The 13,700-nt window shown below is 34.4% G+C and carries 15 protein-coding genes; 8 read left to right on the forward strand and 7 right to left on the reverse strand.

The features are described from left to right. Positions 1 to 15: 15 nt before the first annotated feature. Together BK054_RS09165 and udk are read right to left on the reverse strand one after the other, a co-directional pair. Entirely contained in the window at positions 16 to 339 is a 324-nt protein-coding gene (locus BK054_RS09165; RefSeq protein ID WP_006257148.1) for an FtsB family cell division protein, read from the reverse strand. A 17-nt stretch (positions 340 to 356) separates the two neighbouring features. Then, positions 357 to 965, reverse strand: coding sequence for a uridine kinase (udk, locus tag BK054_RS09170; protein WP_006257147.1), 609 nt, complete (start codon positions 963 to 965; stop codon positions 357 to 359). Positions 966 to 1,765: 800 nt separating this feature from the next. On the opposite strand from udk, the gene BK054_RS09175 reads away from it, so the two are divergent. The 5 genes from BK054_RS09175 to BK054_RS09195 all read left to right on the forward strand — a co-directional run bounded on the left by BK054_RS09175 (position 1,766) and on the right by BK054_RS09195 (position 6,399). Beyond that, positions 1,766 to 2,593 (forward strand): siderophore-interacting protein, encoded by an 828-nt coding sequence (locus tag BK054_RS09175; protein ID WP_006257146.1) that lies wholly within the window; start codon positions 1,766 to 1,768, stop codon positions 2,591 to 2,593. Positions 2,594 to 2,640: 47 nt separating this feature from the next. Beyond that, on the forward strand, positions 2,641 to 3,105 hold the full coding sequence (locus tag BK054_RS09180) for a hypothetical protein (RefSeq protein ID WP_230486138.1): 465 nt from the start codon (positions 2,641 to 2,643) through the stop codon (positions 3,103 to 3,105). A gap of 475 nt (positions 3,106 to 3,580) precedes the next feature. After that, entirely contained in the window at positions 3,581 to 4,900 is a 1,320-nt protein-coding gene (locus BK054_RS09185; RefSeq protein ID WP_006257144.1) for an aspartate kinase, read from the forward strand. Between the two features lie 12 nt (positions 4,901 to 4,912). Then, a complete protein-coding gene (gene lysA / locus BK054_RS09190) occupies positions 4,913 to 6,079 on the forward strand; it encodes a diaminopimelate decarboxylase (protein WP_006257143.1) in 1,167 nt (388 codons plus the stop codon). 83 nt (positions 6,080 to 6,162) lie between these two features. Continuing rightward, positions 6,163 to 6,399 carry a hypothetical protein gene (locus tag BK054_RS09195; RefSeq protein WP_006257142.1) on the forward strand — a complete coding sequence of 79 codons (237 nt, stop codon included), beginning with the start codon at positions 6,163 to 6,165 and terminating at the stop codon, positions 6,397 to 6,399. Between the two features lie 79 nt (positions 6,400 to 6,478). Here BK054_RS09195 and BK054_RS09200 read toward each other — a convergent pair whose 3' ends face one another. Beyond that, positions 6,479 to 6,958, reverse strand: coding sequence for a hypothetical protein (locus tag BK054_RS09200; RefSeq protein ID WP_006257141.1), 480 nt, complete (start codon positions 6,956 to 6,958; stop codon positions 6,479 to 6,481). Positions 6,959 to 7,108: 150 nt separating this feature from the next. Beyond that, positions 7,109 to 8,344 (reverse strand): porin, encoded by a 1,236-nt coding sequence (locus BK054_RS09205; protein WP_006257140.1) that lies wholly within the window; start codon positions 8,342 to 8,344, stop codon positions 7,109 to 7,111. Between the two features lie 121 nt (positions 8,345 to 8,465). Here BK054_RS09205 and prmA point away from each other — a divergent pair, with 121 nt between their 5' ends. Continuing rightward, positions 8,466 to 9,299 (forward strand): 50S ribosomal protein L11 methyltransferase, encoded by an 834-nt coding sequence (prmA, locus tag BK054_RS09210; protein ID WP_006257139.1) that lies wholly within the window; start codon positions 8,466 to 8,468, stop codon positions 9,297 to 9,299. Between the two features lie 24 nt (positions 9,300 to 9,323). Further along, a complete protein-coding gene (locus tag BK054_RS09215) occupies positions 9,324 to 9,599 on the forward strand; it encodes an ATP-dependent Clp protease adaptor ClpS (RefSeq protein ID WP_006257138.1) in 276 nt (91 codons plus the stop codon). A gap of 90 nt (positions 9,600 to 9,689) precedes the next feature. On the opposite strand, the gene prfH is transcribed toward BK054_RS09215, so the two are convergent. Together prfH and BK054_RS09225 are read right to left on the reverse strand one after the other, a co-directional pair. Continuing rightward, positions 9,690 to 10,310: a peptide chain release factor H gene (gene prfH, locus BK054_RS09220; protein WP_006257137.1), complete on the reverse strand. Its 621-nt coding sequence runs from the start codon at positions 10,308 to 10,310 to the stop codon at positions 9,690 to 9,692. Positions 10,311 to 10,312: 2 nt separating this feature from the next. Beyond that, complete coding sequence (locus BK054_RS09225; protein WP_006257136.1) at positions 10,313 to 11,704, reverse strand: RtcB family protein; 1,392 nt, start codon at positions 11,702 to 11,704, stop codon at positions 10,313 to 10,315. 767 nt (positions 11,705 to 12,471) lie between these two features. Here BK054_RS09225 and BK054_RS09230 point away from each other — a divergent pair. Continuing rightward, a complete protein-coding gene (locus BK054_RS09230; RefSeq protein WP_006257135.1) occupies positions 12,472 to 13,224 on the forward strand; it encodes a hypothetical protein in 753 nt (250 codons plus the stop codon). A gap of 76 nt (positions 13,225 to 13,300) precedes the next feature. Here the strand turns inward: BK054_RS09230 and BK054_RS09235 are convergent, their stop codons facing one another. Beyond that, positions 13,301 to 13,693, reverse strand: coding sequence for a hypothetical protein (locus BK054_RS09235; RefSeq protein ID WP_006257134.1), 393 nt, complete (start codon positions 13,691 to 13,693; stop codon positions 13,301 to 13,303). Positions 13,694 to 13,700 lie beyond the last annotated feature (7 nt).

Below are 13,700 nucleotides of genomic sequence, written 5' to 3' on the forward strand. Positions count from 1 at the left end.
GGTTGGTAGTGAAACTTATTGTGCAGACAGTGTGTCAAACTCTATAATAAAGACATCTTCATTCTCCCGCTTCATATAATAATTTTCACGAGCATATTTTTCTGTAGCGTCTCCACTTTTTAGACCTTTGATAGCCTGTCTATCTTTTGCTATTTCGTTTTCGAAGTACTTCTTATTGTCCTCCAGCTTGTTAATCTCTTGATCTATAACCCGCTGTTCTAATAAAGAAGAACTGTCAAAAAATATTATCCAAATTACAAATAAAAGACCTACTAAAAAAAAAGGATTTTTTAGTAGGCTTACATATTTATAATTTTTTAGGGTCTCAACTATTTTCATAGCCTAAAGATAGTAAATTAACCGATTTTTTCATTAATAACTGTACGAACAATATCGATAGCAACAGTATTATAGGTATCATTAGGGATAATGATGTCTGCGAATGCCTTAGAAGGCTCGATAAACTGGTCGTGCATCGGCTTTAAAGTTGTTTGATATCTGTTTACCACTTCCATCATATCTCTACCTCTATCAGCTATATCTCTCTTTAATCTTCTAATCAGACGCTCATCAGAATCTGCGTGAACGAATATCTTAATGTCACACATATCGCGTAGCTCTGGATGACATAGAATAAGAATACCTTCTACGATCATTACTTTACGAGGGTGAGTTAAGATATAATCATCAGTACGATTGTGTTTCACGAACGAGTAAACAGGTTGGTTAATACTGTTTCCTTCTTTTAATTCTTTTAGGTGTTTTACCAATAATTCAAAGTCAATTGAACGAGGGTGGTCAAAGTTAATTAACGTTCTTTCTTCTAACGAAAGATTATCAGTCGCCTTGTAGTATGAATCTTGTGATATAACTCCAACTTCAGTTTCGGGTAGTTCATTTATAATTTGTTGAACTACTGTAGTTTTACCACTTCCAGTACCTCCTGCAATTCCTATAATAAGCATGTTATAATATATTTTTAGCAAAAGTATAAATTAATAATCTTGCATAGAAACATTTTTTATCGATTCACTGTTTTTTGGCTTTTATTATCAAAAGTTTAATAAGCTTCTATATGCTGATTCAGACTCCTTATATTGAGCTGTATTTTAAAAAAGGATTGTTCTTTTTTTGTTTTTAATTCCTTTTTGAGCTTTAAAATCTTCTTTTTATAGAATGTATACCCTCTTTTTTTTCTAAAAAGTAGTTTTTAGCGGTCAATTTGATTGTTTTTCAAAATAAATGATATACTTTTTTTTAAGTATGTTTTTTATTAATTGGTTGATTTATAGTTACTTGTTTTGTTTTTGTGTTTTTTTACTGTATGGATTATATGTTGCTTACCCCTTGTAAAATATAGGGTTGTATAGAAATTGCTCGACAATACATGGACAATAAGCCGAGTTTAGTGGAGCTGAGGTGTTGTTTGTCGAAGGAGTGATCTTTTAATATCCAAGTATTCTCCTCTAAGGATTATATAAAGGATACGAAATGGAAAATAGAAGTAATTATAAGGTAGTATAGTAATGTCATTAAGGATAGTGATAGAGAAAAAGAAGAACAGATTAGAAGGAGAGTTAGCGTATATACTGAGGTAAGTAATAATAGGAGGATACTGCTAGTACTTCCATATTAGAACGAATTGGACAATAAGTGGTTAGTATTGGATAAAATACTGATTTAACTAGTTGTTTATATTGAATCTAAATAAAAAAGCTATATTTGTGTGATTTAAAGAAATAGAACCAAAGAATAAAACAACAATATGGCAAAGAAAGGTAACATACAGCGCAAAGTATTTACATTAAAGAATAGAGAGTATATCACGCCACATTATATACGTATTACATTAAGTGGTAATGATGTAGCAGATTTTAAGAATACAACGATAGGGGTAAATAATAAGATATTTATCGCTCCAGAAGGATGTGCTGAGGTACACTTACCAGAGTTTGACTTCGAGAAAGGGGCATGGAAGCCTCAAGAGGAATCAATCAAACCTTATGTACGTACTTATACACATAGAGGGATAGATTTAGAAAAGAATGAGTTATACATAGATTTCGTAGCACATGGTGATGAAGGGCCAGCTTCTAACTGGGCTATTAATGCAGAGATCGGTGATCCGCTAGGTGTAGCTATGGGATGTGATCCTAGTGAGTTATATCCAGAGGCAGCATGGTATATACTAGTAGGAGATGGTACAGCTATACCAGTATTAGGAGCTATATTAGAGTCTCTACCTGTAGATGCTAGAGTGAATGCTGTGATAGAGGTAGAAAGTGCAGAGGATATACAAGAATTACCTACTCATGCAGAGTCTAAAATAGAATGGCTGATCAACCCTACTTCTGGGCAAAACTCTGAATTAGCGAAGAGAGCAAAAGAAATCATAACAGAGCACAGTGATGAGATGTCTAAGTTCGGATATGTAGCGGCTGAGTTTGATACAGTAAAAGAATTGAGAAACTACCTTCGAAAAGAATTAAACTGGACTAAGGATGAGTTGTACGCTTATTCTTATTGGAAGTTTGGTAAGGCAGAGTCTGCTTCTGAAGCTGACCGTAGAGCTGAAAAAGCGAGCCTAGAATAATCAATTTTTGATAGAAATACTTCATCTTTGTTGTCTTAAAAAATAGAATGATGAAAAGAAGTGTTGTGGTAATATTACTTTCTTTATTAGGCGTGTTTTTCTCACAGTGTAAGGATAGTAAAGAAGTAGAGCAAACTACAGAAGTGCCTACTCCATCAGAACAAAGTAGTATAACTCCTACTGAAGAAGAAGTAGAGGAGAAGGAGGTCATATATGGTACTTATGAAGGAAAGTTTCCTTGGACAGAAGAAGGAGAAGATATGGAGATACTCCAAGTATCTGCTCAGATCAAAGAAGGTAATAAGTATGTCTATAGAGTCATTAGCTCTACAGGTACACATCATGAAGAAGGAGAGTGGGAGCTAGAGCAGGATAGACTGTACCTGAGAGAAGATGAGTATAGTGCTGCACATGCGTTCTTAGTAAAAGAAGGCAAATTATACTTTCTAGATAGTGAAGGAGATGTGGTGAATGAGCATGAATCTGGAGATTATATATTAGTGAAGAAATAAAATAGTTTTCCATAAATTGAACAAAAAGAGATGATACGATATTATTGTATTGTCTCTTTTTTTTGTTTTAAAGAGGACACTACTTTATTAACTAAGAGTAAGGTTATTCTTTTTAGTTATCTCTTATATGAGAATAGAGAAGAGATATTATGGTAAGATTTTTTAAAACAGAGGTGATTAAGCTTTACAGTTTATTTAAAAAAGTTGTTTTAAAGTATTGGTTATTAAATAAAGTGTTTATATTTGTCCCAAATCAATGAAGAAAATGTTTATATCAATTATAAAGAAGGGAAAGAAACAGTACTTACGTCCGACGTCGTGAGCAGCTTTCCTATGGATATGAATTAAAGATATACTAAAGGGGCTTGTCATCACGACAAGCCCCTTTTTTTGGTTTATGGTCAGAGGGTATTACAGAATAGTATAGTTTTTGATCTGAGTAAAGAGAATACATTTAATAACAAATTAATTTTATATGAAAGTTTTAAAATTTGGAGGTACTTCAGTAGGAAGCCCAGAAAGGATGCAACAGTTGTTGCCGATTATTCATTCGCAGCAAAGCGATCGTCATTTAGTAGTCTTATCTGCTGTGTCAGGTACTACTAATGCCTTAGTAGGAATAGCAGAAGCGTATACTAATGGCAAAAAGGAGGATGCAAAGAAACAAATCGATAACCTATATGCTACTTATAAAACTTTCATAAAGCAATTATTTAAAACAGAGGAGGGTCTGCGGATGGCGACAGAAGTAATAGATCACCACTTTAATTTGTTAGAGTCTTTTAGCAATGATCTATTTACTGCCATAGAAGAAAGAATAGCATTAGCACAAGGAGAGTTACTATCTACTACGCTATTTCACTTTTACTTAAAAGAGATTGGGGTAAGCTCTGTATTACTTCCAGCACTTGATTTTATGCGTATCGATGAAGAACAAGAACCTAATCTTGACTATATCCGTACTCAAGCAAGTACTCTATTAGCACAGTACCCTAAGGATACCTTATTTATTACACAAGGGTATATCTGTCGCAATGCTTTTGGGGAGATTGACAACCTAAGAAGAGGTGGGTCTGACTATACAGCTTCTCTAATAGGGGCAGTGTTACAAGCAGAAGAGATACAGATCTGGACAGATATAGATGGATTCCATAATAACGATCCTCGTTATGTACCGAATACCAAGCCTATTGCTAATCTGAGCTTTGATGAGGCAGCAGAGTTGGCTTATTTTGGAGCAAAGATTTTACACCCACAGAGTGTATTCCCTGCGAAGAGATTTAATGTGCCTGTGCGATTATTAGATACGATGGAGTTAAGTGCACCAGGTACTTTAATCTCAGATAACTGTCAGAACGATGATCAGATCGTGGCGATAGCGGCTAAGGATGGTATCACGGCTATACGTATTCACTCTTCGCGTATGTTATTAGCATACGGATTTTTAAGAAGAGTATTCGAAGTATTCGAAAGATATAAAACACCAATAGATATGATCACTACTTCTGAGGTAGCTGTATCACTAACCATAGATAATACGCAGTATCTAAAAGAGATTATAGAAGAGCTAAACTTCTTCGGTCATGTAGAGGTAGATACAGATCAGGCTATCATCTGTATCGTAGGAGATTTTAGAAATAATAAATTAGGGCATGCTACTATCGTCTCTGAAGCAGTGAAGCACTTGCCTATCCGTATGATATCGTATGGTGGAAGTGAGCATAATATTTCTATTTTAGTTCCAGCTAGTCAGAAGTTAGAAGCATTGAGATCATTACACAGTAGATTATTTTAAACAAGGAATAGGATGACAAGAGAGATAATACAAGAATTAGAAGGAGTAGAGACTCCTTTATATTACTACGATTTACCACTTTTAAGAGAAACACTATCTGTCGCTAAGAGTGCAGCAGATCGTTTTGGTTATCATATTCACTATGCTATAAAGGCTAATAATAATCCGCGTATCTTAAGAGAGATTAGTGCTCACGGCTTCGGTGCAGACTGTGTGAGTGGGCTAGAGATAGAGCGCTCTATAGCGGAAGGCTTCTCTCCATCAGATATCGTGTTCGCAGGAGTAGGTAAGACAGACAGAGAGATATTAATCGGGTTAGAGAATCAGATTATGTCGTTTAATGTAGAGTCTGTACAAGAGCTACAAGTGATAGGTAATTTGGCTACTAAGCATCAGCTAAAAGGGCGTATCGCTTTGCGTATAAACCCTAATGTCGATGCAAAGACGCATCACTATATCACTACAGGATTAGATGAGAATAAGTTTGGTATTATGATGCATGAGTTAATGAACTGTATCGAGATCATCAATAAGAATGAATATTTAGAATTAATAGGATTGCACTTCCATGTGGGATCGCAGATCACAGACCTGAATGTGTTCAAACGTCTATGTCTAAAAGTAAATGAGTGGAATACTTGGTTCTATGAGAGAGGACATGATGTACCTGTGTTAAACTTAGGTGGAGGATTAGGGATTAATTACAGCGAACCTGATGAAGAAGCTATTGTTAACTTTTCTAATTTCTTTTATTTATTCCACGAGTTTTTAGACGTGAGACCACATCAACAAATTCACTTTGAACTAGGGCGTTCTATCATTGCGAATAGTGGGACTCTAATCAGTAGAGTGTTATATATAAAGGAAGGACTAAAGAAGAACTTTGCTATTCTAGATGCAGGTATGACAGAGTTATTAAGACCTGCCTTGTACCAAGCGTATCACAAGGTAGAATTGCTATCTGATAAATATGCGGATGAGGTGACTAACGAAACAGAAGTGAAGTATGATGTAGTAGGGCCGATCTGTGAGAGTAGTGACTGTTTTGGCAAAGATGTTTTACTTCCAAAATTAAAAAGAGGTGATCTAATTGCTATTCGTTCTGCAGGAGCTTATGGAGAGGTAATGTCATCGCGTTATAACTTGAGACAAGAGTTAGAATATTTTTTCAAAGAATAACATTAAAATAGTTTCATATTAAGAATAGTTTGTTAAATTTGAGTTCGAACAATAGAAAGTTATAAATTTAAAAAAGAGTAATAATGACATTAGGAGACATTGATGTAGCAGGAGAAATAATTGATTTAAATTTTCAATTATTAAGAACACAGATTTTATTAGAAGAAGTTTTAAAGCACAATGCAGAAACAATGAAATTGCCTTCACCAGAAGCAATGAATGAAATCAATGAGTTCGCTTTGAAATCTATTCAACAAAAATTCCCAAATATGAATATTGGAAGAAAAGAAGATGAGCCTCAAGCAGAGCAAGCTGAATAAGCTAAATAATACAAAAAAAAGTCATACTACTAGTATGACTTTTTTATTATAGTTATCTGAGGTAATGTGTGTCTATATATTATAAGCAGTAATCAGCTCCCCAGTCTTGGTGACCTCTGTCTTTCCAGCATTGGTAGCTTTCTTTAATACCAAGTACTCTAAAAGTGTCTTTCTTTTTCTCTACAGTCATGATTACTTTCAAAGCTTTTAACGAATCATCGTTGATACCATCTTCTAATAAAGAAAGGGTGAATTTATTAGGATCTGTTGTCGTTGCCTTCGTGATGATATAAGTGTAATTGCCTTCTGCAGCCATATCTTCAGGTGCATATTCTTGCATGATCTTTTCGATAGAGTTTAAATTCTGCTCTATAATAGTCTTATTCAGAGTGTTGATTTCACTCTGTTCGATTATTCTAAACTCTCTATCTTCTGCTGTCATAGAAGTCAATAAATTCGGTTGATCTACAGGAGCATTGCCTGCAGTAGCACTATTATTTCCACAACCCATAGAAATGAAAGCAAAAATAAAACCTACTACAACGATAATCTTTTTCATACTTATTTAATTTTAGCTTTGAATTATGTTTCAAAAGTAAACAATAAGAACTTAAAGTTTGGTTATAGTAGGTTTGATAAATTACTAAATAATAGTTAATTATTTAGGGGTTGTATTTTTGATAATAATAATTTATTGACGTTTTTTTTATTATATTCCTATTTCAAACTGTAGTCTAAAATACCAATTGTTCTTCGTAGGGCCTTGGTAGAACTTTTGTTTATCATACGTTAACTCAGCTTGTAACTTAAAAGTATGTTCCCAAAGGTATTTGTTTGCTCCTAGTGAAAACTGTGTTGTATTTGGTAAATTGAAGTCTGTGTTTTTATGTAATTGGTCTTTCATAGTTTGAGTAGATACTCGTCCTATGATCTCATAGTTACTAGGGAAGATATAACTTAGCTGGTAGTCCATTCCTTGACCAGCAAAGATATAGTTATACCCAGCTGTAGGATCTTCAAGATTGTTTAATGATAATGCATCGTCTAAGGTTCTGTTCATATAAGATACCATACCAGCCCATCCATTATATTTAACGATACCGTCTAGCATTAATGAGTTGAATGACTTTGCTTCTCCTAGTTTATTCCCTGTTTGACCTTGTGATTTCATTGCATTATTATTGCGATGGAAGGTACCTGACAACATTAATTTAGGTGTTGCTTCTCTAGCTAAGTCACCTTCAAAGAATGCACCATTCTTAGAGAAACTACCTAAAGGGAATAACTCTACTCTACCTGTTAATGCATAGCTATCGCTTTCGCTCCCTGAGAAGTTACGACCTCTACCTGTAGATACCGCAGTTTTAATATTATATCCGAACTCATTCTTCTTCTCACGTAAGTAATAGGCTTGTATACCGAAGTCACGATCGATGTTGAACTTAGAGTTGTTAATAGAACGATCTGTTAACTGTAGTGCTCCTGATGAGTTAATACGCTGTCTGTTACCAGGTAGTTTAGTCTGTCCGAAGATAAAGTTCCAGTTTTCGTTAGGACGATATGTTAAGGCAGCATCACGGATGATATTAATAGGTTCATTCTCTTTGGTTGTCCCTAAATCTTTAGGAGCGAATGAAAGCTGAATTACATATAAGAACTTAGGGCTACCTACGAAACCGTCAAGTCTTAGACGCAATCTTCTGATTTCTCCTTCATAGGTGTTTTTCTCACCATCGTTTTCATTGAAGGTTAATCTGTTCTGCATTCTGAATCGGATATTTAACTGGAAGATACTGTCTGCAGAAGTCATTCCTAGTCCTTTACCATAACTATAGTATGGTAGTTGTTCTAATTTTAATTCATTACTAGTGGTTTCATGCTTAATTTCCTGTGCCATTGTCAGCATTGGACAAAGCAAAAAAAGACATTGTAAAAGCTTTTTCATAGTGTGTTGTATTTATTTGTGCAAAAATAACATTAGTTTTGCAATAGGAATACTTATGTTGTTACTTCAATGTAAAGATAGTGTTACCAAAAGGTTAAGGAAATAGATTTAATAAGAAATTATGGTATATATAGGTTATCATTTTAATGTAGAACCAAGAGAACTTGGTACAGAAATACTGATTGCGGAGTTAGGAGAAAAGGCATTTGAGAGTTTTGAAGAGACAGCAACAGGTGTTAGTGCTTATGTTCAAAAAGATTTGTGGACAGAGGATATTTTAGAAGATGTTTTTATTTTACAGTCAGAACAGTTTACAATTACTTATAGAAAAGAGGAAATAGCTCAAGTAAACTGGAATGAGGAGTGGGAAAAGAACTTTGACCCAATCGATGTAGATGGTATATGTTATGTTAGAGCACCATTTCACGAGAAGACAAGTGCTCAGTATGATATCGTTATAGAACCAAAGATGAGCTTCGGTACAGGACATCACGAGACTACCTTTATGATGATTCGCCAAATATTAAATAATGATATGCAAGATAAGGTAGTGCTAGATATGGGATGTGGTACGGCTATCTTAGCGATACTTGCTGCTATGCGCGGAGCTAAGCACGTAGATGCTATCGATATTGACAACTGGTGTTATCTTAACTCTATAGAGAATGCTGAGAGAAATAACTGTGCTAACGTAGAGGTATTCGAAGGAGATGCTTCTATCATTAGTAAAGAGCCTAAGTACAATGTAATCTTAGCTAATATCAACAGAAACATCCTATTAAATGATATGGACAAGTATATTGCTAGTTTATATCAAGGAGGTGAGATTTACTTCAGTGGATTCTATACAGAAGATATTACAGCGATTAAAAATTGTGCAGAAAAGATTGGTTTAGTTTTTGAAAGTTCTTTAGAAAAGAATAATTGGGTATCTTTGAAGTTTATAAAAGGATAAAATTTCATTACTATATAATATATTATGAGTACACAAGAGCAAATTCAGGAAAATGTAGATGTATCTGAATTACTGAATGGAAACAGTGAAATTGTTTTGTATAATGACGATGTAAATACTTTTGATCATGTCATCGATACGCTTATTCGCGTGTGTGATCATACATCTGAACAAGCAGAACAATGTGCTGTATTAGTACATTATACAGGTAAATGTACGGTTAAAACTGGGGAGTTTAAGAAACTTAAGTCTCAGTGTTTACAATTATTAGATGCAGGTTTAAGTGCTGAAATTATCTAATAATTATAAGGTATAGAAGTGTAACAGGACTGAGGTACTGTAGAAAATATAAAAAGGCTACTCATATCATATGAGTAGCCTTTTTTGTGATTATTTCTCTCTAAATTTTATGCCAATGAAAGTTCGAGTAGGGTTACCCCTTTCTACTTTCGTTTGGTTTAGCCACGTATTCTTTTCTTCTAGTTTGACTTCATTTAATGCCATATTCTGAAGTTTATCTAGTATTCTTTCGGTGGCTAATTTTTTGTTTTGGTGCTGAGATCTACTATCCATTGCTAGTACAGTAATACCTGTAGGCAGATGAGTAGCTCTCACAGCTGAGCTAACTTTATTGACATTCTGTCCGCCAGCTCCAGAACTACGTACAGCTTGATATTGAATATCGCAGTCAAGAATCGCAGGATCACTTGCTTTAGTGCTTTCAAAAATACCGATGTACCAATTCTTTCTTTTGTGTTTAGGTCTAAAGGGACTTTCGCAAATCCACTGTATTGTACCTAACCAAGTTCTCAAAAAAGTATCAACTTCTTTAGACGTTTCGACGATTTGGATAAAGACCGACGCGCCATGTGCGTCGGCTTCATCCTGTATTGGATCAACTTTAATATTGGATTTGACTGCGTCGTCTATAAAAAGTTGTGCGATCTTCTTAACGGCAAAATCACACTCTTGGGGGCCTCTACCTGATGTAATCTGAATAACTGTTGCCATAATTACTTATCCATTCTTACAAATTTAGGGGTAAAGCTTCCCAATACTTTTACTAATTCGCTTTGAGCTTGCATCACTGCATTGATGTCTTTATAAGCCATTGGGGCTTCATCTACGCTACCTCCGATAAGTTGAACACCTGTAGAGCTAAGCTCTTTCTTAATCTCACTCTTGGTAAACTTCTGTTTACATGCCGCGCGTGAGTGTAGGCGTCCTGCTCCATGAGAGGCAGAATTTAAGCTCTCTGCATTTCCCAGACCTTCGACTATATAGCCATTAGTAGTCATCGATCCCGGGACTATTCCTAATTGTCCTTCTGCAGCAGGAGTAGCTCCTTTGCGGTGAACAATTAATTCTTTGTTATTAATCACTTCTTTCCAAGCGAAGTTATGATGGTTTTCGATAGTGAAAGCTATCTGCTTACCTAATGCTTTAGCAATGCGACGGTGTATATCATCGTGACATGCCTTTGCGTAATCTCCTGCAAGATTCATGGCTAACCAATACTCTTGCCCATCATGTGTGTTGAGGTCTAACCAAGCTAAATGTTGTGCATTGCTTGGTAGAGGGCATTGTTTAGTTGCTAAATATGTGTAGTGCTTAGCGATATTAGCTCCAAGACCTCTTGATCCACTATGTGAAAGAACTGCGATATATTCTCCAGGTTCTAATCTCCACTCAGGTTTAGTCTCCGTTAATCGAACGATACCAAACTCTACGAAGTGGTTACCACTACCTGATGTTCCTAATTGTTTGTACGCTTTATCTAATAAGCCTTTTACAAAAGGAATATTTTTAAACTCTTCTCTGCTGAATACTTCATGATCAGCTTTGACTTTATGTGTGTCATACATACCGAACTTGGTGTGTTCTGATAATATGTTTAACAACATATGGTCTTTCCCTTTTAGGAAGCTGGCAGGTAGATTAAAGACTGACATACTCATACGACATCCTATATCTACACCTACTCCATAAGGAATAACGGCATTATCAGTAGCTAATACTCCTCCGATAGGTAAACCATATCCGTAATGAGCGTCAGGCATTAATGCCCCCTGTACTGCCACAGGTAATTTTAAAGCAGTGAACAGTTGGTATTTCGTCTGTTCGTCAATGGCATCTTCTCCATAAATAGAGAATGGTACTCTATTGGTATTCAGTTGATGCTTTTTGACTTCCACTTGCTTTATCATACTCTCTGCTACTTTGCCCCAGATACCGTCTCCTATGTAAGAATCAGGGTTCTTTAGGACAAGCTTAGCTTCTTCAAGTATGTTGTTTTTATTCTCTTTTTTCTTATATCTATTTACTTGCCCTAAGGCGATGTTTATTGTATTGTTTTGAGGAAAGCCTATTTTAATAAAGTCTCTCCCAGAAAGTTTCCTTCCCATGATGTAAAATTTAAATTGACTAAATGCTCAATTGTTAGTTCACAATTGATTTGTTTTTTACTGATGATCTTTAGCATCTATCAGTCAATTCGGGTTTTAATGACGTTAAGGGTCCGGAATAAACACAAAAAAGCCCGAATTTAAATCTTCGGGCTTTTCATTTATATATAAAATTAGATATTCTAAATAAAAGTAGCACGAAGATACACCCCAGCAATCTCTGCTGATGCGAATGATGTAGAAGTATAATTTAGTACAAACATTTTTTCTTCGTTTTTAATTGTTAAACTTTATTTTCAGTGCAAAGATTGTATAAAAGATTTGAATTGTGCAAGGGAAAAGAGAAAAAATATTTTGTAAATAAAATATTTATAAGGTATTTAGATACTAATATCCTAAACTTGGGAGGGAGCAGCTGATACTGTGTTTTTTGTGTAAATGGTTTTAAGATAGGTTGTTAATTTAGTTTTATTTTGAAAAGTATCAATCAAGATCAGCAGCGATTACTTTGAATTTTATAAAAGCAGGAGAAGGAATAGATCAGTTCTATCCTCACTTAATAATTAATAGAGGACTTAAGAATACAAAGGATCCTAAGACAGTAAAATAGTCTATTCTATAAGAAATTAAAAAACGCTTAAAATTAATAGTATAATTTTATTTAAGACAGCAATAAGTCATTATGATTTATTGCTGTTTTTTGTATGGTCATATTTTATCAGTGATTTAAAAGTTTACCTTTGTGTATCACAAAAAAAATAAAACAAATGAAAAAGATTTATTTATTCCTTCTAGGATTGAGCTTATCACTTCAGTCATGTGTGACGAAGGAAGAAATGTACGTAAAAGATAACGGGGCGGTAGATTACACCTTTAAGATGGACTTTAAAGAGTTGTTACAAAATGTGCCTGATAAGAATGCTATTTTTAAAGGAGATGCCGAGAAGTTAGAATTGATTAGCGGACAGGAATTAAGCATAGATCAGATACTTGATTTCGCTATGTTAAAAGAAAAGAATGGAGAGCAGAAGAAAGATAGTATTATTAAAGCAAACAAAGAGTTATTTGACAATACTAAGAATGTACGCTTTATGATTAATATGAAAGACTCTTTAGCTGATTTTAATTTAAAAGTAATTGCAAAAGATATGGCAGACTTGAATCAATCACTTATAAATATCAATAAGATAACAGATAAAACAAGTGAGCTAGATAAGAAGCAAAATGGGAAGAAACAACCTCCTTTATTAGTGGAGAGTAAGTATAGCCTAGACAGTAAACAATTCGAAAGAAAGGTTAGTGTAAAAGATACTGAAGAAGCTAAGAAATCGAATGAGATGGGAGGAATGGAAGCGATGTTTACTTATGTTCTAAAAACAAGTTTTGACAAGAAGATTAAGTCTGTATCTTATGAAGATGCCGTAATCAGTAAAGATGGTAAATCTTTTGAAAAGAGATTCTCTATGTCTGATATTATAGCTAATCCTAAAGTGTTAGAATATAAAGTGGAGTTCAAATAAGAGCATAAAGATTCTATTTTGAACATCTAAAAATAAAAAGAGGAATTTACTAAGTGTAAATTCCTCTTTTTTTGTATTATAATTTATTCATATTTCCAGCTAAAGCTTCAATGAATTTACCGATAGGTCCTTTTACCATCATCGCCATCATTGGGTTAAAGCTACCTTCGAATTGAAGTTGTATTTCAGAGTTATTAGCATCTACTTCAGTAATATTTCCAGTTAATGTAAAAGGAAGTTTATCACTAGCAGCACCTAAGACAACTTTAGAGTGAGGAGTTTGATCTTTTTGTTTTAATTTAATCTCTGGCATTCCTTTTAATGCAAAGATAAAAGAATCATCTCCTGTAACTTCAAACTTAGCAATTGACTCAGGCATTAGTTTTTCAAAGTTCTTAACGTCTGTCAAAGCGTTGAAGATATATTCTGCTGATTTAGCAACAGTTACTTTTTGACTTTCTAAATTCATATATTCT

Source organism: Myroides sp. ZB35 (genome assembly GCF_001865835.1).
Lineage (GTDB): Bacteria > Bacteroidota > Bacteroidia > Flavobacteriales > Flavobacteriaceae > Flavobacterium > Flavobacterium odoratimimum.